The sequence below is a fragment of the Rhizobium sp. AP16 genome, assembly GCF_000281735.1.
Lineage (GTDB): Bacteria > Pseudomonadota > Alphaproteobacteria > Rhizobiales > Rhizobiaceae > Rhizobium > Rhizobium rhizogenes.
In genome coordinates, this window is the sequence record NZ_AJVM01000070.1 from 75,418 (window position 1) to 100,257 (window position 24,840).

The following is a 24,840-nucleotide window of genomic DNA, read 5'->3' on the forward strand; positions in this document are numbered from 1 at the left end:
TGTATAGGTGCCTATGTTGATTTGTATAGGTACCTATCTACAGAAAGAAGAGAATCTTGTCCATGACATCTTATGCCCGCATCGCCATCATCGGCGCAGGCCCCGCCGGCCTGACACTCGCCCGCATTCTCCACCAGGGCGGAGTGAAAACCACCGTCTTCGAACGCGAGGAGCACGCACTCGCTCGGCCGCAGGGTGGAACGCTCGACTTGCACGTCGAATCCGGCCAGCTGGCGCTGCGCCACGCCGGCCTCTACGAAGAATTCCTGGAGATCGCGCGCTACGAAGATCAGGGGAGCCGGCTCTACGACAAGAACGGTACGCTGCTGTTTGCCGATGACGAGGCCGATGAATCCGACAGGCCTGAAGTGGACCGCACGGCGCTGCGCGAGATCCTGCTCGCCTCCCTGCCGGCGGACATCATCCGCTGGAACCACGGCCTGCGCGAGGTATGTCCTCGGGACGACGGCGCCTACGACCTGTTCTTCGAACACGGAACGGCTGGCCCCTTTGATCTCGTCGTCGGTGCCGATGGCAGCTGGTCCAAGGTAAGGCCGCTGGTCTCCCACTACCGCCCGCAATATAGCGGCATCAGCTTCATCGAATTCGGCATCGACGACGTCGACGCCAGCCATCCCGAGCTCGCTGCCCTTGTCGGCCGTGGCAAGATCAGTGTCGAGGCTGACGGCAGAGGCATGATCGTGCAACGCAACGGCAATGCCCACATCAGGGGCTACGCGATTTTCCGCGTGCCCGCCGACTGGGCCGACAAAGCCTTTGACTTTGCGTCGCCGGCGTCAGCCCGCGCACAGCTGGCCGCGGAATTCGAAGGCTGGGCGCCGAAGATCCTCGCCCTCATCCACGCAAGCAATGACCATATCGTCTCGCGGCCGATCTATGCGCTGCCGGTCGGGCATCGCTGGCAGAACCGTATCGGAATAACGCTTCTGGGCGACGCCGCGCATGTGATGTCGCCCTTCGGTGGAGAAGGCGTGAACGCGGCCATGCTGGATGCGGCCGAACTTGGCCGTCAGCTTCTGGAAAACGACGACTGGAGAAATGCCGTCAGAGCCTATGAAGCAGAGATGTTCGAACGCGTCATGGAGCCAGCAGAACATGCGGCGGAGGCAGTCGCCACCGAACTATCCCATCTCGGAGCGGAGCTATCGCTCCAGCACTATAAGGCGCATCTCGAAGCCCGCCACAGCACAGCGGCATAACATCAACTGGAAGCAGAAAACGGGCCAAAATGGCCCGTTTCCAAAGGGTGGCAATCTCCTCAATCGCTATTAGATATTGAGGTCTCGCTCAATTGCCCTTGCGGATGCCATCGAGAAGATGCGGCAGGCCCTTGACCCCCTCATCCCGCAATTCCACCGGCAGCAAGCCGTCCGGAATATCCTGATAGGACACCGGACGCAGGAAGCGGCGGATGGCAAGGGTGCCGACCGAGGTCGTACGGCTATCGGACGTCGCCGGGAATGGGCCGCCATGCACCATGGCGTGGCTGACTTCGACGCCGGTCGGCCAGCCATTGGCGAGAATGCGTCCGGCCTTGCGTTCCAGCACCGGCAGCAACTTGGCGGCAATGGCATGATCGCCGGCATCGAGCTGCAACGTCGCTGTGAGCTGGCCTTCCAGCTTTTCGGCAACGGCGATCATCTGGTCGATATCCTTGCAGCGTACCAGCAGGCTCGCTGCGCCGAAGACCTCGTGACCGAGCCGCTCGTCGGCAAGGAACTGCTCGACATCGGTTTCGAAGAAGATGCCGGGGCTGCGGTTGACGCCTTCCGCCGGCGCACCGTGAGCAACCGTCTTCACCGCCTCGTGGCCGGCAAGAGCGGCAACGCCGGTGTCGAAAGCAGCGTGAATGCCGGGCGTCAGCATCGGCGCCGGTGCACGGCCGGTCAGTGCGGCGCTGGCGGCATCGACGAAACGGTCGAGATCGGGGCCGTCGATGGCAAAGACCAGGCCGGGATTGGTGCAGAACTGGCCGGCGCCGAGCGTCAGCGAATCGATGAAGCCGCTACCGATCGCCTCGGCGCGGGCGGCAAGCGCTGCCGGAAACAGGAAGACCGGGTTGACGCTGCTCATCTCGGCATAGACCGGGATCGGCTCCGGCCGTGCCGCCGCGATAGCGCCGAGCGCCAGGCCACCGCCACGCGAGCCGGTGAAACCGACGGCCTTGATCTGCGGATTGCGCACCAGCGCCGCACCGGTCTCGTTCGCGCCGGTCAGCAGCGAGAAGGTGCCTTCCGGCAGACCGCAGGCGACGACGGCAGCGCGAATGGCACGGCCGACCAGCTCGCCGGTGCCCGGATGGGCGAGATGACCCTTGACGACGACGGGGCAACCGGCGGCCAGCGCGGAAGCGGTATCACCACCGGCGACCGAGAAGGCGAGCGGGAAATTGCTGGCGCCGAAGACGGCGACGGGGCCAAGCGCGATCTGGCGCAGGCGCAGATCCGGGCGCGGCAACGGCTTGCGTTCCGGCAATGCCGGATCGACGCGCAGGTCGAGCCATTCGCCGGAGCGAACCACTTGCGCGAACAGCCGGAGTTGGCCGACAGTGCGGGCACGTTCGCCCTGCAGGCGGGCGACCGGCAGGCCGGTCTCTTCGGTGGCACGTTCGATCAGCGCATCGCCGATCTCCAGAATGTTCGCCGCGATGGTCTCCAGGAACGTCGCGCGGGCTTCTGGGCTGGTGGCGCGATAGATATCGAATGCCTGGGCGGCCAATTCGCAAGCACGGGCAACCTCCGCCTCGCTGGCAATCGCGAAGGCCGGTTCCAGGTTTGCGCCGGTAGCCGGATTGATGGCACGCACGGACTTGTTTTCACCGGTCGACTCCGCGCCGATCAGCAGATCGCCGCTAATCACAAAAGACTGTGTCATGGGTATTCCTTGATGATGCCGGGGCGCTGGGAGGTGCGCCCATCAGGAGCAGATAGCAGGACGAAATGACAGATGTAAGATGATAATCGTCATCTAAATATCAAGCCTTATCCCAAGGATAAGACGATGACGACCTTATGCGCCGGCCCCGCCCGGGGATCAAGGCTGAAGAGGGCGGGAAAACGAGCATGCCATCCCTATATGGTATTGCGGCAGCGTTCGTGCCAATTTACCGGTCATCCGAACGACTGATTGCGGCCAAGTCCTCATGTCCATTGCGCTTCTCGCCGATCCCATCGTCCAGTTCTGCATCCTGGTGGTCATCGGCACATTCGTCAGCCGCTTCCTGCTTCGCCACCGGCGCGCCGGCCGACTGATCGGGCAGATCGCCTTTTTTGTCAGCCTCACCGCGCTTCTACTCTATCACGGCATCGTGCCCTATGAGCAGAGTTCGCCGGTGGGCACGGTGACATTGCGCGTCTTCACCGGCTTCGCCAAGATCGTCTGGTGGCTCAACGCCGCCTGGGTGCTGGTGGCCTTTGTCCGCCTGTTCCTGATTTTCGAACGCAAGCCGCGCGAAGGCCGGCTGCTGCAGGATGTGGTCGTCGGCATCATCTATCTCGGCGCCATTCTCTCCGTCGTCGCCGATGTCTTCAGCGTCCCCATCGGCACATTGATCGCCACCTCCGGCGTCTTCGCCATCATTCTCGGCCTGGCGCTGCAGAGCACACTCAGCGATGTCTTCTCCGGCCTGGCGCTCAATCTCGGCCGGCCCTATTCCATCGGCGATTGGGTGGTGCTCGACAACGATATCCAGGGCCGCGTCGTCGAGACAAACTGGCGGGCCACGCATCTGCTCAACGGCACCAACGACCTCGTCGTCATTCCAAACAGCACCCTTGCCAAGACGCGGATCACCAATCTCTCCAGCCCGGACGAGAGCCACGGCGTCACCATCACCGTGCGTGTCCAGCCGACCACGCAGCCGAACGTCATCGCCGAGGTGATGCGCAACGTTCTGATCAGCTGCAACGCGATCCTAAAGACGCCTGAGCCCAGCGTCATGGTCAATTCGATCGACGCCCAGGCGGTGGAACTGCAACTGACCTTCCGCATCCGCGACATATCGCAGACCACCGCCGCCAAGAACGAAATCTACGATCTCATCTACCGCCATTCGAAAGCCGGCGGCCTGAAACTCGCCGGCCCTCCCGGTGCAATCATGATGCCATCGGAAGAGCGAGCCGAGGTAGCAGCGAGCATCGCCCAGCATCCGGGCACGCCCTGGCGGCTGCTCAGCAATATTCCGCTGTTCTCGTCGCTGACCGAAGACGAGAAGGAACACTTGGCATCGCATATGCAGCGCCACACCTATCGCAAGGATACCGTCATCGCCGAGCAGGGAACACGGCTGCGGGCACTGACGATCGTGCGTTCCGGCGTCGTCAGCATCACCCGCAAGGAAGCGCAGCGGCAAATCGAGCTGACACGGCTCGCCCCCGGCGACTACTTCGGCGAAGCCGGCCTGCTGATGGACACCGGCGAAGTCGGCACGATCCGAGCGCTCACCTTCGTCGTGACATACGAGATCGGCGAGGATTGCCTGGCGCCGCTGCTGCGCGACCGACCCTCCCTCGCCGAGGAGCTGGGGGCCATCCTCTCAAAACGCATCGAGGCCGAGCATCATCTCTTCGGCGCCAGCAACATGTTGGTCAACGGCGCTCCCATCAGCTCGCTGAGCGCCCGCATCAAGCATCTGTTTCAGATACAGCACGATTAGCCGCTACCCATTCACGCCGCGTCAGCCGCCTCAGTTCGCTCAGGTGCATGAAAGAGATTGCGGCCGACGGCGAGCGCCGCGTTCAGATGAGATGCCACATCCTGCGCCTCCGATCCGAGCAGAAGCTCGGATGTGATGACGCGCGCGCCGCAGTAGCCGAATATCCCATGATCGATCTGCGTCTTCATCGCGCCGAAATAGCCGTGCCGCGCATAGGTGCGCAGGCTGGCGCCGCCGATGGCGACCAGATGAACCTTGAGATGGCGAAGCTTCTTCTCTGATTTTCCGTCCGGACCCTCATCATAGGCCCAGCCATTGGTGAACACCCGATCGATCCATCCCTTGAGCAGCCCCGGCATCGACCACCAGTAGACTGGGTAGACGAGCACGAGGGCATCGGCGCGATCTATCCTCGCTTGTTCGACGGCGACGTCGGCGGCAGGTGGCGCCTGCCGCAGATGGAGAGCGATATCGGCTGCGGTGAATCGCGGATCGAAAGCCTCCGCCGCAAGATCGGCGATTTCGAAGGTGTCGCCTTCTCCGGACAGAGACACGCCCTCGGCGATATGCGCCGCAACACTATGGCTGAGCGACGTCTGATTGGGATGCGCGACAACGATAAGCGCGTGCATGGCAAAAACTCCTGCGAACGGATTGCGGGTGGGGAAAACATCTTATATACTTTTAGTAAGTTACTTTTGGTATATAGCGATGTCAAGCACCGAAGACCTGGAACAGGCATCTACTTCCCAGCCGCGCCGCCGGTTGACGAGAGAGGACCGGCATCGCCAGCTTCTGGCCGTCGCATGGCAGGTGATCCGCGACGAGGGTACGGAAGCGCTGACGCTCGGCCGCCTCGCCGAGCGGGCCAACATCACGAAACCCGTGGTCTACGACCATTTCAGCACGCGGCCAGGCCTGCTGGCGGCCCTTTACCAGGACTTCGACGCGCGGCAGACAACGGCGATGGACGCCGCACTTGGGGCGAGCGAGCCGACCCTGACGGACAGGGCAACGGTCATTGCTACAGCTTATGTCGACTGCGTGCTTTTGCAGGGACGCGAGATACCCGGCGTGATCGCGGCACTGGCCGGCTCACCGGAGCTCGAAAAGATCAAGCGTGACTACGAGACGGTGTTCATCGAGAAATGCCGGATCGCCCTCGCCCCATTTGCAAAGACCGGCACCATCGCTTCCGCCGGCCTGTGGGCCATGCTCGGCGCGGCCGAAGCTTTATCCTACGTCGCGGCAACCGGGGATATTACCGCCGCGGAAGCGCAAGCCGAACTCTTCGAAACCATTATCGCCATGGTTGCCAGGAACGCATGAAAGCCGCATGCATCTGCTCTAATTCGATTGCGCCGCGGGTGGCGTCGCCGACTTTGCCTCGAAGAATGCCTTGGCATCCGCAGTAAATTGCTCACGCGAAGTTGGCCGCGTGTAGAACATATGCCCACCGCGATAAAGTTTCAGCGCCACCCGATCGGCAAAGGCGGCCGGCATGTGGTCGAGTACGTACTTGTTGACACCGAAGGGAATGATGATGTCGCTATAGCCCTGTGCCACCAGCAGCCGGGAGGATGGCACCAGCGACAGCATTTCCTTGATATCGTCCGTCGCGCTGGCACTCAACCGCGAGCCGCCTTTACGGCCGCCCCAGTTCCATTGCTCGTTTACGGAGTTCGACAGCAGCGTGTAGGTCATGTCGGTATGGAAGCCGAGTTCGTCGCGCGCGTAGCTCGAAAAAGCGCCGCCATAGGCGCGCACGAAACCATCCAGGATCGGATCGCCACCATGCTCCGCATCCGATTGGGGATAGGGATCGGGCGCCAGGAACGAGGCGTCGTACATACTGGCGACATCCGCGCCGGCGCCATCGGAGTGTTTCTGATAGACGCCGCCCAGAAAGCCCTGATTGCGGGCAACGACATCTTCGGGGATACCCGTCAGCTTGGCCACGCGCCCATAGAAGGCGCGGCCTGCATCGCCAGTCGGTGGCGGGCCTGTCAGCGCCGGCAGATATTCGTTGAGCGCAAAGGTCTCGGCGTCTTTCACCCCCTGCTCGCTAAAGGCATTTTGCCGCTCCAGTTCGGCGGCCGCCAGCGACGGCAATTCGAGCGCCGCGCCGAACGCCAGATCATTCGCCCCAAAGACGAGCCGTCCCTCGATCAGAGGCGACAGCATGACGATGCCCGAAATCAGGATGCCCTGTTCCCGCCGCAGGCTGCTGGCGACCTTTGCCGAGCGCAGGCCGCCATAGCTTTCGCCGAGAATATATTTCGGCGAGGCAGCCCGCCCATTATGAGCGACATAAAGCGCAATCGCCTTGGCGAGGCTGTCGGCATCCGCACGCACATCGTAGAAGCCATTGGCGTCATCCGGCTTGACCGTACGGCTCCAGCCGGTGCCGATCGGATCGATCAGCACGAGATCGGTGAAGTTCAGCCAGCTCTTGGGATTGTCGACCAGCTTGGCATTGGCACCGTCACGGGCGTCGGGACCGAAATCGAGAATGCGAGGGCCGACCAGACCGAGGCTCAGGAAAGCCGAAGCAGCACCCGGCCCGCCATTGAAGACGAAGGTGATCGGCCTGTTGGGATCACGATCCTTGGCAACATAGGCGGTGTAGAAGATCGCCGCAGTGCGCTGGCCATCCTGGCCGAAGAGATCAAGCGTTCCGGCCGTCGCCGTATAGGGAATGCTCTTGCCATCGGCATTCAGTACATGATCGCTGACCGCATCGGCCGGCAGCAGCGAAAGAACGCTGCCGCCGCCGCCGCCGCCAGTGTGGCCCTGCTCCGGCGGCGCGGCAAAGGCGAGCGTCGAGACAAGGGAGAAGACCAGCGCAAGGCCCGGAACCATCTGGCGAAAAGACATAAGAATGCATCCTCCATCGGCCCCGCGCATCGACGCCGTCGCCCCGGATACTATTCCACTGACGGCAAAGGCGGGAACTCAAGAGATGTTGATCGCCGCTCCCTCCATCACATCCCTTTCGCTGAGAGATGCTATTGAGGACCTGACGACCATTTGCGAGAGTGCGCCCCAGCTCGGGGAAATGGCATTCAACCAGGATCGCAAGGAATTCGACAATGAAGCAGGACATCGAAATCAATACCGCCGATGGCGTCGCCAAGGCGTCGATCTTCCGCCCCGACAATGACGCCTCCGCCGAGCGCGGCATCATTTTCTACATGGATGCCATGGGTCCGCGCCCGTCGCTCCGTGGCATGGCGCAGCGGCTTGCCGATTCCGGTTACATCGTGCTTCTGCCGGATCTGTTCTATCGCTTCGGCGACTATGGCCCGTTCGACGGCACAGCCTTTGGCGACCCGGCCTCGCGCGAAACGATCATGACGATGCTGCGCGGCACGACGCAAGAGATGACCAAACGCGACAGCGCCGCCTTCCTCGATACGTTGAGGGCCGCCGGCGCCAAGGGTTCGGTTGGCACGGTCGGCTATTGCATGGGCGGCGGACGCGCGCTAACGGCCGCCGCCACCTATGCCGACCGCATCGCGGCGGCCGCAAGCTTCCATGGCGGCAATCTCGCCAGCGACGCCGAAGACAGCCCGCACCATCTTGCCGCCGACATCAAGGCGCGCGTCTATATCGGCGTTGCCGGCGTCGACAACAGTTTTCCGCCGGAACAATCCGCCCGCCTCGCCGAGGCGCTCCGCATTGGCGGCGTCGACCACATCATCGAAAACTATGTCGGCATGGCCCACGGCTGGACCGTCCCCGACCACGGCGTCTACGACGAGACCGGCGGCGAACGGCATTGGAAACGCCTGCTGAATTTGTTCGGCGAAACCCTGTCCTGACCGGTCAACCGCTTCAAACGAAAACACCCCACTCTCGAACGTAGGAATGGGGTGTTTTGTGAATTGCCCGACAAACCGGGCGAGCGACTAGAACTTGATCATGTCGATCCGGGTCAGCGTCGTCTTTTGCGAGACGCCGGGTGCGTTGACCATGTGCCAGGCCACATATTGCTCGGCGTAAAGCTCGGTCGACGACATGCCGTCCACGGGTAAGATGATGTTCATGCCGTTCAGCGCCGCATCCGTGGCGGTATCGAGAACCGCGCCCTCGGACGCCGTGCCGGTGACGATCACCGTCTGGATACCCTTGTCGGAGAGAATGTTGCGAAGATTGGTGCCGACGAATTTATCCGGACCGGACTTGACGATCGGGTCGCTTGCCAGCGGCGCGAGATCCGTGGCGATATCCTGCGGCTCGCCCTTGCCGGCGAGGCTATAGACCACGAACACGCCCTTGGCACGCGCTTCGTCCAGCATCGCCTTGACCTTCGGCACGGAGGCGAGGCAGCGCGGCTTGGTATTCTTGTTGCACGGCCCCTTGGTCGGATCCTGTGCACCGTTGAAATCGAGAATCAGTAGCGCCGTCGTCTTGAGATCGACGGTCACCGGCTTCAACTCCGGCGCCGCCGGCGGCTTCACAGTCTGCCAGTCGTCGATAATGGTCTGGGCAAAGGCCGCCGACGTGCCGAGAGGGCTCATGACCGCGCTAAAAGCGATGAAACCAATACCGAAGGCAACACCCGAATTCCGCATTACCCTGCCGATATCTCTCATGACATCCCTCTCTCCCCAACTCTCAAGATTTGTACGATCTGACCATGCATCCTGGATAGGTGAAAACAGGCGGGATGATAACGAAACTCTTCGTGATCCCCAACTGGTCAGAGCATCCACCTCACCGAGGCAAGTCCCCGGGGCAGCGCCAGACACACAAGCAAGCCGCGAAATTTCTGCAAGACAATCCATCGTTGACAAATACCGGCCAGACCATAATCTCCTCCTCAAGCGCTTGCGATCGCCACCATTCTTTCGGAGATGAAGATCATGCTGGCGAAATGCACGAAACGGTTGGTTCTGGCAGGCCTCGCCCTCGGTGTTGCGGCGCATATGGCCTCCGCCGCGCAAACGCTCGACCTTATCGCGCAGAAGAGCACTATCCGGATCGGCTATATCACCGATGAAGCGCCCTTCTCCTTCAAGAACAAGGACGGCATTCCCACGGGTTATACCATCGACCTCTGCGGCAGGATCGCCGATGCGGTCGCGCGCAAGCTTCCGCAGGTGAAGCGGGACTATGTCGAAATCACCCTTGCCGACGGCTTCGGCGCGGTGAAAAGCGGCCAGATCGACCTCCTCTGCGGCGCCATCACCATCAATCTTGCCAGGCGCGAGACCGTCGATTTCTCCCAGCCGATTTTCCTGACCGGCGCAAGCGCGCTGCTGCGCAAGGATTCGCCCGAATACCTGCAGATCCTCTTCCTCGACAAGCGCCCGACCCGCGCCACCGACACGAAATCGCCTTCGGCCAGCATCATCGGCGTCCGCTCCGACACCACCACCGGCGCAACGCTGCGCGAGGCCCTCGGCCCCGATGTCCCGCAAACCCGCGTCGTCGATTTCCCCAACCATCAGGACGGGCTGAACGCGCTTGAAAACCACAAGATCGACGCCTATTTCGCCGACCGCGCCCTCCTCATCAGCCTCGCCGCGCATGCCCGCACAGCCTCGGCGCTGGCCATCGGCAACCGCCTGTTTACGCATGAACCCTACGGGATCGCCCTACGACGCGACGATTCCACCTTCCGCCTCCTCGTGGATCAGACGCTCACCGAATTTTACCAATCGGACGATTTCCCGAAGCTGTTGAAGACCTATTTCGGAGATGAAGGACCTGTTCTGCGCAGCGAGATCATGACGCAGTCGATTCCGGATTAAGGCCGGACGCACTCGTTTTTGCCGCGAGCACTTGCATTTCCGATTGTATCGAGCGCCGAGAAGGCCGCTGGTTTTACCAAGCGGGCTCTTTGTACGGATCGATTATCCGGCCGAACAGTCAGGGACTTATGGGGGAATGTTTTTGGTTTTGGGGGCAGGCTCTGAGGTTTTTTGTCCGACTGCGTCGGCTTTGCCTCCTTGCAGGCCCCTGAGAAGGGGTTAACTCCGCGAGCAAAGCCGAAGCGTTTGTCCGCTCGACCGGTTACCAAATACGAACAAGCCCTCCTCGCGGGAGGGCTTGTTCGTTTGATAAGTCTCGTAAACTTTGGTTGCGGGGGCGCGCTGCTACCGCAAGCATAGCGTCGTCAGGAGGTAGACTTTCCTCTCTCCTGACGAAGTCGAGAATGCCGAAGAGTTCGCCGCGCAGCGTGGCATGAACCTCACCCCGCTTGTCGCCAGGCATGAGGACGATGTCGCCGATCAACGAACGCAACGCCTCTGCCGCCTGCCGTCCGCCATCCGGATCGTTGAGCGTCTCCGTCAACGCTCAACACGACGGCGGTAGAGATTGGCAATATTTGGATGAACGTCAGGGATATCGGCCGGCGCCTCCAACTGACGAGCCGTGATCTCCGCCTTCTGCTGTTCAAGATCGGCCATGCGCGCCTTCATCGACGGCCGATACATGCCGTCCTCGATTGCCGTGATGATCCCGGCAATAGCAGGCTCGACCTTGGCGAGCGCCCTCTGGTCGGTCGCCGCCTGTGCTCGCCGGATTGTGGCTCAGCCGGTTCAATCTCCTCGGCATGGACACGAACAGCTTCCGCCACCGCCTCGGCGGACACAAGACAGTCCTTGAGGCCGGTAAGAACACGCGCCTCGATCTTATTGTGAGTGATGCAATGGCCATTCTCACACGTACCACGCCGATGATGGTTGAGGCAGGCATAGCGGTTCGGGACGATGATGTCGAACACCACTCTCTCCAGCCGTTCCTGAGGCATAAGGGCATCGCCGCCTTCTTTCTTTTCTTCCTCTCCTGGCTCCTGATCGAGATCCGGTCCCGAACTATCATTATTGGCCGGTATTCTCCCGACCTTCCGTCTTTTCCTGTCGTCTTCCATGCCGTTGTCCGCACCCTCGTCCTGAAACAAGCAGGCATGAAACGGTAAGGGATTCGGATTGCGAAGATAGAAACGATCATAGTCGGGGCGTGGCGAAGAACTGGCTACAATCACCGGGATCGAAGGCCGTGCAATTCATCGCCACTGCCGGATCACTAGCGATCAGACCTCTCCTCTCGCCCTTGGCGACACGGCCACTCCGAGAAAGACCTGCATCGTCTGATTGAGTCGCGGATGTCCTCATCGTCAAGCTTAGTTGGTCAGATCTGCGTTCATGAAGAGGTGGGCAAGGGGTATCCGTTGGTGCCGATCCTCATTGAAGCAAGCCCTACCCAGCTATTTTTGAATACGGATACTCTCTATCCTGTCGACAACGTGACCATCCCCATATGAAACGCGTGCAATAAATTTATCGCGCCCGATATATCCCGGAGCTGATTGATAATAGATCCCAGCCACAGGCAGCTTCAGGGAATTGCATCTGGCGAACTGGCCTTTGGCCTTGGAGATCAATCCCTTTTCATCAGAGATCGTTGCTGTCCCATGCCGCGGCAGTTCGATGACACGCACGGTTGGAACGTGAGATACGGTGCAATCAGGGTTTAGATGCCATGACTGTCTAATTTGCTCTCGTTTACCGCTCTTGACGACGTGATCTTGTGGTATTTGCCTCACACCGTCTGCAGAGGTGGTTACGCACCCGGACAAGGATATGGCTGAAATGGCGGAAACAAAACTCAGCAAAAATCGCGGCATCGCTCGCATACTCTTCTGATTAAATTGGGGACATCGAAGCTGAAAGAAAAAGGCCCTCCCGCGCAAACGGGAAGGCATCTGTCCGCTGGAGGCGCCATTCACTTGACGACGTTGATGTTTGTAGTCGCATCCTGGACAAGTCCATCGCCATAGGAGCTTCGCGTGACGATCCTGTCCTTACCGACAAAGCCCTTGTCGGATGTGTAATACTCGACCGTACCACGAACCCTGGTCGCATTGCATTTCTTGTAGAACCCACTTGCAGTGGGGAAGATGGCTTCAGAGTTGATCTCAAGCTTGCCGTGTTTAGGTGCCTCGAGCACTCGCACCTTGGGCAGGGCCAGCATACTGCAATCAGGATTCAAGCTCCAATCGCGGCCGATTCTTGTCCGCTCGCCGCTCACCGCAAGCCCATGGAATTCGCTCTGCTTGATACCTTCGGCATTCGTCGTAACACAGCTCGACAGTCCGATACCGATGAACAACACAGTCAGCACCGAAAAAGGCAATTTTGTCATATTCAGTCCCCTCATTGGAACATTTTCCATAAACGCAACATTTTTGATTTACTGCGATGCGTATCATACGCATCTGATCTCGCTGCATTTTCCAAACAATCCCTCAGCTTTATCGCTCGTGCATAGCCTGAGAGGTCACCTCCGCCAGCGGAGAGAAGAGATATTCCAATATCCGTCTCTTGCCCGTCCTGATCTCGACAGTCGCCGCCATGCCGGGGGAAAGTGGAACATCCTTGCCATCGACATTTATGGTGCCGCTATCGAGCTTGATGGTCACCGGGAAAACCAGGTTCTGGATGCGCTGCGCATTTGTCGTCGGAATGATGCCTTGCAGTTCTTTGGCGGGATCGGATTCCAACTGGCTTGCATCAGGCTCGGGGATCGCATCGGTCGCAACCTCCATCACATGCCCGTTGATCACGCCGTAACGCGTGAACGGAAATGCCTCCATCTTGATCACGGCCGGCTGGCCGACAGAGACGAAGCCGATATCGCTGTTTGGAAGATACGCCTCGATCTCCAGCGACGAATTATCCGGAACGACGCGCATGAGTTCCGCGCCTTCGTTCACGACCTGTCCGACGGTGCTGATGGCCGAGGCCTGAACGGTGCCGTCGATCGGACTGGCGATAATCATCGATTCCCGCCTCTTACGGGCTTTCAGAAGCTGCTGTTCCAGCCCGTCGGCCTGCCGCGAGGCATCTCCCGCTTTCTCGACATTATCCGCTACAAACGCCTCGGCAGTCTTTTCGCCATCGCTGGTCGCAACGGCATAGGACGCCTGGGCTTCGGCAAGCTGGCCTATATCCTCCGCAAGGGTTGCTTCCTCTTTCTCACTCGTTTCGAGGGCATCGATAACGCCGGATCGGGAACCGGCATCCTCATCAACAAGTGACGAGCGCATCGTCACTCTCTCCTTCAGCGTTGCGACCAGTATCCGCTGTGCCGTTATCGTCGCACCAAGCCTGTCGATGGTCGCCTGCTGCTGAGCTCGTTGGGCAGCAAGATTGTTGAGATTGGCGCTGAGTTGAGAAAGATCGGCGGTGTAGATCGATTGCTCTCTTTTGCGAACGCTAGCAGGCGTTCCCTCAGCGAAAGTCAGCAAAGCATCGGGGATCTGACGCAAACTGCCCCATATTCCTTGCTTCTTCCATTCGGCCACCGTCGCCAATACTGCCTCTCGTCGAACAATCTCGCCTCGGAAGGCCTGCAGATTGATGGCCAGACCATCCTCGTCGGCCTTAAGCTCTGTGTCATCCAGTTCGACCAGGACTTCGTCAGCCTTGACCCGCGAGCCGTTGACGACCGGTACGGCTTTGGTTTTGCCAACCTCGAGGGATTGCACGACCTTGACGCGGCCGGCCGGCTGGATCTTGCCCTGGGCAGCTGACACGATGTCGAACGTGCCGAGATAGCTCCACAGAAGCGTTCCGAACGCCAATGCGCAAATGAACCAGATGAAGGCCGTACGGATCGGCGATGCAGGTGTTTCGAGAATCTCGAGTGCCGCCGGCAGAAACTCGTTATCGATGCGCTGACGCTTCGGCGGCGACGGTTTGCGCGGCAGGTTTTGACGGCGAACGATCTGGTTCATGGCTGATTGAGACCGTTCTGCAACTGCCATAGGTGGGCATAGAGACCATTGGGACGAGCGAGCAATGTCTCATGCGTCCCCTCCTCGACAATCCGGCCGTCCTTCATGCCGATGATGCGGTTGCAATGCCGCACGGTCGCCAGGCGATGAGCGATGACCAGCACCGTCCTGCCCCGGACGATCTCACGCATATTGTTGAGGATGATCCGCTCGCTTTCGTAGTCGAGCGCGCTGGTGGCCTCGTCCAGGATCAGGATGGGCGGATTGGTCGCCAAGGCACGCGCAATGGCGAGGCGCTGACGCTGCCCGCCGGAAAGGTTGGCGCCACGCTCCTCAATCAGCGTATCGTAGCCACGCGGCAGCTTGGAAATAAACTCATCCGCTCCGGACAATCGCGCCATCTGCATGGCGGCGGCGCGCGACATCGAGGGATTCACAAGGCAGATGTTTTCATGGATCGACCGGTTGAAGAGCATGTTCTCTTGCAGGACGACGCCGATGTTCGATCGCAGCCAGGCGGGATCGACCTGGGCGATATCCTGGCCGTCAACGAAGACCTGACCGCTATTCGGAATGTAAAAACGCTGGACGAGTTTAGTAAGTGTTGACTTACCGGAACCGGAGGGGCCGACGATCCCAATCACTTCCCCCGGTCGCACCGACAGGGAGATGTCCTTCAAGACATCCTGACCGTCCTGTGAATACCGGAAGTTCACGGATTTAAAGGTGATGGCGCCCTTGGGCGTCGGCAGACTGACGGCGACCGCCGGGCGCGGCTCCGGTGGCGCATTCAGGATGTCGGCAAGACGGGCTACAGAGACCTGTACCTGCTGAAAATCCTGCCAAAGCTGCGACAGCCGAAGGATCGGCTGCGATACCTGGCCGGCAATCATGTTGAAGGCCACAAGCGCCCCGACGCTCAGCTCGCCATTGATGACCGCCTGGGCACCAAACAGAAGCAAGGCGGCCGAGACGATCTTGTTGACGTATTGGATCGCGTTCTGGCCCTTGGCGGCCAGCATTGTGGTCGTGAACGACGAGCCGACATAGGCGGCCAGGCGCTCTTCCCATTGCGACGCCACGACCGGCTCGACCGCAGCTGCTTTCAGCGTCTGCACGCCCACCACCGTTTCGACCAGCAATTGCTGGCTATAGGCGCCACGCTCGAATTTTTCGTCAATCTGGACCTTGAGCAATGGGCGGATCAGGAAGCCGATCGCCAGATAGAACGGGATGGAGGCAACAACGATCCAGGCGAGTTTGGCTGAATAGGAAAACAGCACGAAAATGAAGACGATCGTGAAGATCAGGTCCAGACCCGAGAACAGTCCCTGGCCGGTCAGGAAATTGCGGATCGTTTCCAGCTCCCTGACCCTGGCGATCGTCTGACCTGTCGCGCGGGTCTCGAAATAACTCAGCGGCAGGTTCAGCAGGTGGCGGAAGAGCCGGCGGCCGAGTTCGACATCGATGCGGTTGGTGGTGTGCGAAAGGGCATAGGTCCGCAGATACTGCAGGATGACGTCGAACAGGCCAACGGCGGCCAGACCGATAACGAGCACGATCAGCGTCGAATAGCTTCTATGTGCCAGCACCTTGTCGACGACCACCTGAAAGAACAGCGGTGTCACCAGAGCAAACAACTGGACGAACAGAGACGCCAGCAGCACATGGCCCAGAGCACGACGATAGCGCCAGATTGACGGCAGGAACCATTGAAACCCGAAATTCTGCCGCGAGGCACCCGGACCGGCAAACCGGCGTTGAACGAGGATGAAGGATCCGTTCGTTGCATCCAGGACTTCGCGCGCCGACAGAGAGCGGGCGGAAAAGTCGACGGCATTGATCAGCCGGTAGGTTCCGTCGGGATTGGCGCCGCCAAAGACCGCAAAGGTTCCGTCTGAAAGAATAGCCACCGCCGGAGCGGGAAGCGTGACAAGGCGCGCTTCGCCGGCGACGCTTACGACACGAGCCTTGAGGCCGATGCTCTTGGCGGCGCGCAGGATATCGTCCGGCTCGGCATGCTGTTTGAGAGCAAGCTCTCTCGACAGTGTCTCCGGCTTGGAGCCAATGCGAAAATAGCCGGCGATGGCAACCAATGCCGCAAGTCCGGAATCCGGACCCAACACCTCCTCGGCTATTGCGTCTGATGGCTCGCCACCCTCGGCGACAAGAACACTATCCATCGGGCGCAATCGTCAACACGGGTGAGACACGACGCTTGTTCCTGAGCAGGAGCGCCAAAACTCTCCGGCGCTCCTGACATGACGATGATCCGTTATGCAGCATTGGATATCGGGATTGCCGGCTGCGAGACGAGCGTGGCGTCCGCGGCAAGATATTTGGTGGTGCCGTCGGTGGTCTGGTACGAGCTCGTTCCGGTGATCGACGACCCATCGGAGAAGGATTGAGCGCCATCGGTCGAAGGCAACAGGTTTATGAGCTTGATGCCGGCTTCCGACATGGTCTCGAGTTCACCGGCATCGGTAACACCGTTCTGGTTGGCGTCGCGCCAGACACGGAACTCGCTCCAGCGTGCGTCGTTGGCATCAAGGACATTATCCTGGTTGGTGTCGAACACCAGCCGCAGGCCATCGAGGTCGGAGATCGAACCGCCATTGGCCGCCACTTGATCCGGTGTTGCCCATTCGGAGAAGGCCAGTTCCTTCGATTGATCAATCACGCCATCCGGTCCGGCCTGCCCATTCTCACCGAGATCAATGGCCAGGAAGCCGTCCTGCGGGCCGACCCAGGCTGTTCCGTCCCGCGCACCATCACCGTTCCAGTCGAAGGTCGTCGACGAACCGGTCGCCAGAGCTGTAAGATCGAGTGGCCGCAGATCGATGTGGCCATCGCCGTTCAGATCGAGCAACACCGGGTTATGACTGGTACGCGGCGTCGGCCACTGATCCGCCATCACAAGGTTGTTTTGAGATCCTCCGCCTTGGTAGATATAACGCTGCCAAGCCGTGTTCTTACCCGAACTGTCGTATTGATAGTTCGTATAGCCACCATCGTCATTGTAGGAAGTTGCTGTGTGAATGATGTTGTTGACGAAGTTCTGGACCAACCGCGTCCAGGGTTGGTTATTGTTCACATCATGGGAGGTCGCCGTATAGGTGCCTGATGTATCGCTGTAAACATTCTCCGTGATTAGCTGACCACTCGTCGTATAGACATTGGCAAGATAAGACCAACTCTGCGAATTATTGACGTCATAGGCATAAAGTACCTTGCTGCCGTCATCGTAGTTGACATTGCGGTTGGTCATCTGCCCGGCGGTGTTATACGTCTCATTGATCGTCGACCACGACTGTGCATTGGCCGGATCCCAATAGTTCACGCCGCGGGTACCATCGTCGTAGTAGACCGTCTGAGATACGGTTTGACCGCTTGCTGCATCGAAATTGTTGTCAACTCGACTCCAGGACTGCGCGTTGGTCACATCGAAGTCGATTGCACCCGTTCGTTGTCCAGCCGCATTGTAATAGTCGATATGCTGCTGGGCGCCCGTCGGGGTATAATACAATATGGCCGACTTGGTGCCATCATCATTGTCTTGCTCGACATGATAAAGCTGGCCAGTGGTATTATAAACCTGGACGTAGGTCGACCAGCCTTGGGTATTCGCCACATCATAGCTGTAGACGTTCCTTGATTGATCATCGTGGTAGATGATCTCCTGGGTCATTTTCCCAGTCCCGCTCACATCGTAACTGTATTCCACACGCGTCCAGTCGTTTGAATTGGTCACGTCATAGTCGACAGCATTGGACTTCTGTCCCGCGCTATTAAAGTAGTCGATATGCTGCTGGGCACCGGTCGGCGTGTAGAAGGTGATTTCTACTCGCGTGCCATCGTCATTGAATTGCTTCTCAAGCGTCTTCTTGCCGGTCGCGTCATAGGATTGCTCGACCCGTGTCCAGGTATTGGCGTTGAGCGGATCATAGAGAATGGCGGAAGTGGGGATGCCCGCCTTGTTGGCGTTGGCGACGCTGAGCGTCTTGCCGCTCGCCGCGTCATAGGTCGTAGTGACCGAGGTCCCGTCGCTGGCGATCGCGATCTGCGACGTCTTTCGTCCCTGCCCGTCGCTGGTGACCCGCAACGTCAGGCTACCCATGGCCGAAACCGTATCGATAACGGTCTTCGTGACAGCGCTGCTGGCGTTGAGGTCAACCTTCGTCAGCGTGACTGAGCCGTCCGCATGCGTGACGGAGGTCTCCGTGTGATCGATGACACCATCATTGTTCGAGTCTTTGCTCAGCACCGTGATCAGGCCATCCGTGCTGGTGGTGATCGTACCTTTGGCGATGACCGCACCGCTGGCGTTGGTTTCCGTGACAGTCGTCGCAGTCGAGCCATCGACCTGAAGCTGCGACTGCATGACCACTTCAAACGTTCCGTTACCATCATAGTCGTATTTGACCGTCTTGGTATGACCGTCAGCGGAACTACCGGTCTCGACCTTGGCGGCGATCGCCTGCTTCCAATAGACCTTGCCGGCGAGCAGATAGGTCGCCTTCTGTGCCGTGGCGTTGTTCGTCACGATCGACACCGTTGCGCCGGTCGTATCCGCCGTCAGCGTTTCCACCTGGTCGACCGTGCCGTCGCCGTCGACATCCTTCGAGGTCGTACGCACCATACCATCAGACGATTGCTGGATCGTGGTCTTCGTCGCCAGCTTGTTGGTGGTCAGATCAGTGTCGGAGATGACGCTCGTCCGGCTGCCGTCGGCATTTTTGGTATCGACCTCGACGCGGTGGCGATCAAGCGTTCCATTGCCGTCAAGATCCCAGTCCGTCGTGGTCTGCAGGCCATTGGCAGTCGTCGTGGTGGTCGAGCTGTCCGCCTTTACCCCGGCGGCCTTGTAATCAATGACAGTCAGTGTCACGACGCCGGAATCCGCGGTCACCGACTGCTGGTGCTGGTCGACAACGCCATCGCCATTGGCGTCGCGGTCGATCGTCACCGTCTGCTTGTCAGCGCTGGTGAGCGTGATCGTCTTGTCGAGCAGCTTGCCGGAAGCGTCCATCGTGGCGACAGTCTCACGCTTCGCTCCGTCGGCAAGGCTCTCGATCGTGTCGCTGACGGTCTGTGTCGCAAGCCCCGTGCGTTGCTCGCTGGTCGAGACAATCTCACCATCGGCGTTGGTCGTCGTGACGAAGGTGGAGATCGCCGTGCCGTCCGCCTTGGTGGCGGACATGGTGCGTGTCTTGGTGCCATCGGCATTGATCACGGTCACGTCGGTCGAGGTCTCACCGTAGGTGCCTGAACCTGTCAGATCCGACTGTGTCGTGATCGATAGACCATTGGCGCTGGTCTTGGTCAGGTATCGGCTGGTAAGCATCGTCCCCGTAAGATAGCTGACAGTCTCCGTCTTAGATCCATCGGTATTGAGCACTGTGACATCTGTCCGGCTCTTGGTGAAAGTACCGGAGCCGGTCTGATCCCACTTTGTGACAACGGACAGTCCGTCGGCGGAGGTATCCGTCTCGGTCGTCGCCTTACGGACCAAATTGCCATTGCTATCGGCAACGTCGATACGCTCTACGACGGTCTTGCTGACATCCGCGTTGATGACCGTAGTGTCCATAAAGCTCTTGTTGGTGACACCATTCCCATCGGTGTCGTAGTTGGTGGTCTGGCTAAGGCCATCGGCACTGGTGATGATCGTTTTTGTGTGAGAGATCGCACCCGTACTCGTGAGATCGGACAAGGCCAGCCGCACGCCACCATCGTCGCTGCGGGTCGTCACCGACTTCTGGTCCACCACGCCGTTGCCGTCGATGTCGAAGGTTACCGTGGTCGTCTTTTTGTCTGCGCTCAATGTTGTCGTCGTCGTGTTCGCAACGAGCCCTGTATTGATTACAGTCTCGGTCGTCGAACCATCCGCATTAAGCGTCATGACGTCCCTTGTCCTCCTGACCTCGGAGAGAACGACGTCTGGATTGTTAAGTGCCCAGGTCTGAGCACCGCTTGCTGTATGTGCCAGCCCTTCTGTGGAATCAGCGGCCTGCTGAGCCAAGGAGGCGCGGGTGGTCCCCGCGGCTATCGCGCTTACCCAGCCCTCGGCGGCGCCCGCTTCCGGTGCTCGTCCAAGCGCATTCTGGTACATCAGCTTGGCAAACTGGAGATCAGTGAGCGTACCGTATTTCTGTGCGAACTCGGGCGACCCAAGCAGAGAGGTAGCAATCTGAACTGCCGTCGTTCCGGATTTGAATTGCGTCGTAAACGTGGCAAATCCGGTGGCGTCGGGGTCACGGCCCAGAATCGCACGATAGAGGCGGTAGATCTCGTTGCGTGTCGTCGCCCCGACCAAGTCGTTGGAAACGACCGTGGTCTTCGCCAGTCCATTAGCGGATGTCGTGACGCTTATCTGTTCGATTGGTGCGGTGTTGCTCGATCGGGCAATAGCCTCCTTGCGGTCACCATTGGCCAAGAGCGTCGTGACATCCGAAACGACCTGCTCATAAACTCCGTCGCCATTGAGATCGGAGCTCGTCTTCGTCGACAGGCCGTTGGCCGATGCCACCGTCACAGCGCGGCTGTTCAGTGTCGTGGTGCCAGCCTTGTAGGTTTCGACCGTCTTTGTTGTCTGGCCTGTCGCATCGATGGCCGACGTGGCCTTGATATCGAGTATACCATCACCATCGATATCAACCTGGCTGGTAACGGTCTTGCCATCGGCCGTCGCGGTATTCGTTGTCTTCGACAGCAATGCACCGGCGCTGGTGGTCACCGTGTCGACTTCGGAGGTCGAACCATCAGCATTGAGCGTCTTGGTCGATGTCGCAACCCGGTCGCGTGTGGTGTTGCCGTCGTAGTTATATTCCGTCTTGGTAACGAGACCGGTGGCAACCGTTGTGACCTTGGTCTGATCGATCGCGGTTGTCCCCGCGTAATCGGTCGTGGTGACCAAGGTCGAGCCGTCGCTGTTGAGCGTCGTTACCTTCGTCGTCTTGGTATCGAAGACGCCGTCGCCGTTGACATCCTTCTGGACCGTCGTCGACAGACCATTGCCGGAGGTGAGCGTCGTCACCTTATCGAGCAGGACACCGGTATTGCTCTTGTCGGTCACCGTCTCGGTGCGGCTGCCATCGGCATTGATGACTGTCTGGTCCACCGTCGTCAGATCGGTCGTGCCATCGCCATTGAGATCGCTGGCCGTGGTCGTCGTCAGGCCGTCGGCGCTGATGGTGGCAACCGTTTTCGCATGCAGGACGCCATCGGCGCTTGTTGCGGTCGTCGTGGTCGTCTGGCTGCCGCTGGCGTCAACGACCTGTACGCTTGTGCTATCGGTATGCCCATCACCATTGCTGTCGGTGGTGACTGTCGTGGTCTTGCGATCGGCGCTGACGAGTGTAACGGTCTGGCTTTCCAGCGTGCCGTTGCTGCTCTTCGTCGCAACGGTTTCCTGACGCGTACCCGTGGCGTCCAGCACAATGACGTCGGAAACAGTCTGATCGAACGTGCCGTCGGCATTCGCATCCGTCTGCACGGTCTGTGTCAGGCTGTCGACCGATGTCGTCGTCACCGTCTTACTGATGACTGCACCGCTTGAGCTCTTGGTCGTGACGGTTTCGGTTCTGCCGCCGCCCGTGGCGGCAACGATAGCGTCGGTCGTCACGGTATCGTAGGTGCCGTCTCCATTGACATCCTTGCTCACCGTCTTCGACAGACCATCCGCGCCCGTCGTCGTCAACACCTTTCCGATCAGCGTTCCGTTGGGATTGAGAGTGCTGTCGATCTCGGTGATCGTCCCGTCGGCCGCCACCGCAATGGTCGTCAGCGTATCCGCCGCGCCATCGCCATTGGCATCGACCGAGATGTTCTTCGTCTTGCCATCGGCGCTGGTCGTCGTGACGCTCTTCGACAGCAGCACGCCGCTGGCACTCGTCTGCTGCACCGTTTCGGTGCGCGAGGCGTCGGAAGCAACCGTCGTCACATCAGATTGAACGCGATCGGTGACGCCGTCTCCTGTCAGATCCGTCGATACCGTGGTCGACAAGCCGCTCGCCGCGGCGACCGTCGTGACCATTCCGCGCGCCGAGTTGTCGCCGTTGGTCGTCGTGACCACGGTGGTCACATCGCCGTTGGTAGCAATCGTGGTGAGTGTCTGGTCGCGTCTATCCACCGTGCCGTTGCCATCGAGATCGCTGGTGACGGTCCTGGTGTGGCGGTCGGCACTGGTGGCGGTCGCAATGCTCGACAGAAGCGTGCCGTTGGCGCTGCTGTCCTTCACCGTCCTCGTACGCGAACCATCGCTGGCAACAACGGTGACGTCGGAAACGATATCATCATAGGTGCCGTCGCCATTGACATCGGTGCTGGTCGTCTTCGTCAAACCGTCGGCGCTCGACTGCACCAACTCCTGGCTCAACACAGCGCCGGACGCGCTCAGTGTCTTCGTCGTCGTGGCGGTCGAACCGTCGGCATTCGTCGCGAAACTCTGGCTCTGGTCCGCCTTGCCGTCGCCGTCCTGGTCAACGGTCGTCGTTATCATCAGATCATCAGTGCTCGTCACCGTCGTCGTGCTGTCAACGACAGAACCATCCGCGTTGAAATCCGTCACTACGCGCGTGCGAATTCCGGTCGAATCCACAGTGGTGACATCGGTCTGCGACCGGTCGTAGGTACCGTTGCCATCATCGTCGAACTTTGTCGTGACGCTGTTGCCGTCGGCGCTGGTGGTCACCAGATCCTGGAAAGCCAGGCTGCCATCGGCATTATAGGCCTGGATGGTGTTCGTCTTCGATTGATCGGCATTGGTGACGACCGTCGACTTGACAATATAGCCGTTGGAATCACTGGCGAGAACCGCATCGCCCACCGCTCCGGTGGTGCCATCAGACTTGGTATAGGTCGTGGTCCCGGTGATTGCCGAACCGTCGCTGAACGTCTGGCCACTGCCCTTCGGCGTCAGGTCGATCGACGTGATGCCGAGCGAGGCCAGCGACACGAGCTGGCCGTTGACACTGACCTTGAAGTTCGACCACTGCGCATCACCGGCATCGAGCTGGCCGTTGCCATTGGTATCGAAAACATCCTTGATCGCCTCGAGATCGCCCGTCGCCGTCGGGTCCCATTGCGTGAACTCATATTCCTTCGAATTACTGATCTTGCCATCGCCGTCGGCGTCGAATACCAGGACGCCGTTGCCGTTGCCGGCCCAAGCCATGCGGTGCTGGTAACCGTCGCCATCGATGTTCACGAACTGAGACGAGCTGGAAAGCGCGTTGACGTTCAGGCCATTGCCTGAGAGGTCGAGGAGAACAGGACTGCCGGCGCCAATACCCCCATAGCTTTTCGCTCCTGCGCCTGGATCAGAGCCCTGCGTATCCTCATCATCCATAGAACTGGGATGTATGTCGCCAAGGGGCCCGGTCGGACTGCGTCCAGGGCCGTGGCCACCATAGGGACGCCCGCCGTATCCCCCAGGCTCCCCCCTCGCACCTTCATTCGGATTACTCCAGCCATCATATTTGGAAGAGCTAGAACCGTTGCCCAACCCACCAGTTGGTGAGCCTGCCGGCCCACTTGGACTGCGCCCTGGTCCGCTACCGCCAATGCCGCTACCTGCATCAGTGCCTTGTGTATCTTCATCATCCATAGAACTAGGATGTATTCCGCCTCCCCCGCCTCCATTTCCGTAACCTGCGCCGTTGCCTCCGGAGGATTGCGAATTATACGAGCCCCACGGTCCGACCGTAAACGGTTGCAGCTCTGGTGTGGTGGGGGTGGGGGTAATAGCTGGGGGCGATGTAAAGCTTTGCGGACTAGTGGTTGGTGGGGTGTAACTGATATTCCCAAGCATTGTGTTAAGTGCGTCAGGAATGCTAGGTGGCAGTATCGGAGCATCGTTTGGCTGAACGATTGCCGGTGCCAAAGAAGTGGGCGCCGCACCCCCTAGATCCTGAACTTGAGATCCGAATATTGCTTTCAAGATATCTTCATTCAGGTCTTGCTCCGCCTTGAGATAACCAAGGGCGTAAGTAGTTACCAGCATTGCTCCTTCGACACGGTTGAAGCTTTTCGCATCGACATTCTTGTTTGCCAAAAAATCAAAAAACTGCTGGCTCGTGATTACCTTTTCTGTTGTAGCTACGAGTCCCTCGATCTCTTTCTCATATGGATCAAAAAGTTCTGTTGCTTTGTCTACTCCGGCCCCTACCGCAAGACCACCGGCGATGGCGATGCCCGCTTGGATAGCCACTCCAAATGGCCCGGCTGCGTCGAGCGGAGAAAGAACGCCCATGAGGTACGTGGTAGTTGCCGCACCGGCACGAAAACTAGCGTATCCTTTTGCAGCTCCATATAAACCTTGATTTGCATACCCAAATCCGACGCTCGCAGCAAAGCCGATGCGCCCTGTCATCTTTTCCGCAAATTCGCGAGCCGCTTCTTTTTCCCAACCAAG

At 59.6% G+C, this 24,840-nt stretch carries 15 protein-coding genes; 6 read left to right on the top strand and 9 right to left on the bottom strand.

Annotation, left to right across the window (positions count from 1 at the left end; genetic code table 11):
• Positions 1 to 62 precede the first annotated feature (62 nt).
• Positions 63 to 1,220, top strand: coding sequence for an NAD(P)/FAD-dependent oxidoreductase (locus PMI03_RS23615; RefSeq protein ID WP_007699237.1), 1,158 nt, complete (start codon positions 63 to 65; stop codon positions 1,218 to 1,220).
• A gap of 88 nt (positions 1,221 to 1,308) precedes the next feature.
• Here the strand turns inward: PMI03_RS23615 and PMI03_RS23620 are convergent, their stop codons facing one another.
• Positions 1,309 to 2,895, bottom strand: coding sequence for an aldehyde dehydrogenase (NADP(+)) (locus tag PMI03_RS23620; RefSeq protein WP_007699240.1), 1,587 nt, complete (start codon positions 2,893 to 2,895; stop codon positions 1,309 to 1,311).
• Positions 2,896 to 3,163: 268 nt separating this feature from the next.
• On the opposite strand from PMI03_RS23620, the gene PMI03_RS23625 reads away from it, so the two are divergent.
• The gene (locus PMI03_RS23625; RefSeq protein WP_007699242.1) at positions 3,164 to 4,675 is read left to right on the top strand and encodes a mechanosensitive ion channel family protein; all 1,512 of its coding nucleotides are present in this window, start codon (positions 3,164 to 3,166) and stop codon (positions 4,673 to 4,675) included.
• An 11-nt stretch (positions 4,676 to 4,686) separates the two neighbouring features.
• On the opposite strand, the gene PMI03_RS23630 is transcribed toward PMI03_RS23625, so the two are convergent.
• The gene (locus PMI03_RS23630; protein WP_007699244.1) at positions 4,687 to 5,307 is read right to left on the bottom strand and encodes an NAD(P)H-dependent oxidoreductase; all 621 of its coding nucleotides are present in this window, start codon (positions 5,305 to 5,307) and stop codon (positions 4,687 to 4,689) included.
• Between the two features lie 79 nt (positions 5,308 to 5,386).
• On the opposite strand from PMI03_RS23630, the gene PMI03_RS23635 reads away from it, so the two are divergent.
• Positions 5,387 to 6,004 (top strand): TetR/AcrR family transcriptional regulator, encoded by a 618-nt coding sequence (locus tag PMI03_RS23635; RefSeq protein WP_007699246.1) that lies wholly within the window; start codon positions 5,387 to 5,389, stop codon positions 6,002 to 6,004.
• An 18-nt stretch (positions 6,005 to 6,022) separates the two neighbouring features.
• Here the strand turns inward: PMI03_RS23635 and PMI03_RS23640 are convergent, their stop codons facing one another.
• On the bottom strand, positions 6,023 to 7,552 hold the full coding sequence (locus tag PMI03_RS23640; protein ID WP_007699248.1) for a S10 family peptidase: 1,530 nt from the start codon (positions 7,550 to 7,552) through the stop codon (positions 6,023 to 6,025).
• A gap of 215 nt (positions 7,553 to 7,767) precedes the next feature.
• Here PMI03_RS23640 and PMI03_RS23645 point away from each other — a divergent pair, with 215 nt between their 5' ends.
• Positions 7,768 to 8,499 (top strand): dienelactone hydrolase family protein, encoded by a 732-nt coding sequence (locus PMI03_RS23645; protein ID WP_007699250.1) that lies wholly within the window; start codon positions 7,768 to 7,770, stop codon positions 8,497 to 8,499.
• 87 nt (positions 8,500 to 8,586) lie between these two features.
• Here the strand turns inward: PMI03_RS23645 and PMI03_RS23650 are convergent, their stop codons facing one another.
• Positions 8,587 to 9,273, bottom strand: a complete 687-nt coding sequence (locus PMI03_RS23650) for a cysteine hydrolase family protein (protein ID WP_007699252.1) — start codon at positions 9,271 to 9,273, stop codon at positions 8,587 to 8,589.
• A 270-nt stretch (positions 9,274 to 9,543) separates the two neighbouring features.
• Between PMI03_RS23650 and PMI03_RS23655 the strand changes: the two genes are divergently transcribed.
• Positions 9,544 to 10,434, top strand: a complete 891-nt coding sequence (locus tag PMI03_RS23655) for an amino acid ABC transporter substrate-binding protein (RefSeq protein WP_007699253.1) — start codon at positions 9,544 to 9,546, stop codon at positions 10,432 to 10,434.
• A 540-nt stretch (positions 10,435 to 10,974) separates the two neighbouring features.
• Here PMI03_RS23655 and PMI03_RS31870 read toward each other — a convergent pair.
• Positions 10,975 to 11,121: a hypothetical protein gene (locus PMI03_RS31870; protein WP_007699254.1), complete on the bottom strand. Its 147-nt coding sequence runs from the start codon at positions 11,119 to 11,121 to the stop codon at positions 10,975 to 10,977.
• Positions 11,122 to 11,240: 119 nt separating this feature from the next.
• Between PMI03_RS31870 and PMI03_RS30770 the strand changes: the two genes are divergently transcribed.
• Positions 11,241 to 11,606 (top strand): hypothetical protein, encoded by a 366-nt coding sequence (locus tag PMI03_RS30770; protein ID WP_309574477.1) that lies wholly within the window; start codon positions 11,241 to 11,243, stop codon positions 11,604 to 11,606.
• 806 nt (positions 11,607 to 12,412) lie between these two features.
• Here PMI03_RS30770 and PMI03_RS23665 read toward each other — a convergent pair.
• The 4 genes from PMI03_RS23665 to PMI03_RS23680 form a co-directional block, all read right to left on the bottom strand.
• Entirely contained in the window at positions 12,413 to 12,832 is a 420-nt protein-coding gene (locus PMI03_RS23665) for a hypothetical protein (RefSeq protein WP_007699265.1), read from the bottom strand.
• 109 nt (positions 12,833 to 12,941) lie between these two features.
• On the bottom strand, positions 12,942 to 14,426 hold the full coding sequence (locus tag PMI03_RS23670) for an HlyD family type I secretion periplasmic adaptor subunit (protein WP_007699267.1): 1,485 nt from the start codon (positions 14,424 to 14,426) through the stop codon (positions 12,942 to 12,944).
• On the bottom strand, positions 14,423 to 16,609 hold the full coding sequence (locus PMI03_RS23675; protein ID WP_039974586.1) for a type I secretion system permease/ATPase: 2,187 nt from the start codon (positions 16,607 to 16,609) through the stop codon (positions 14,423 to 14,425). Before PMI03_RS23675 ends, PMI03_RS23670 begins: the two co-directional genes overlap by 4 nt.
• 92 nt (positions 16,610 to 16,701) lie before the next feature.
• Positions 16,702 to 23,775 carry a DUF4214 domain-containing protein gene (locus tag PMI03_RS23680; RefSeq protein ID WP_007699271.1) on the bottom strand — a complete coding sequence of 2,358 codons (7,074 nt, stop codon included), beginning with the start codon at positions 23,773 to 23,775 and terminating at the stop codon, positions 16,702 to 16,704.
• Positions 23,776 to 24,840: the final 1,065 nt, after the last annotated feature.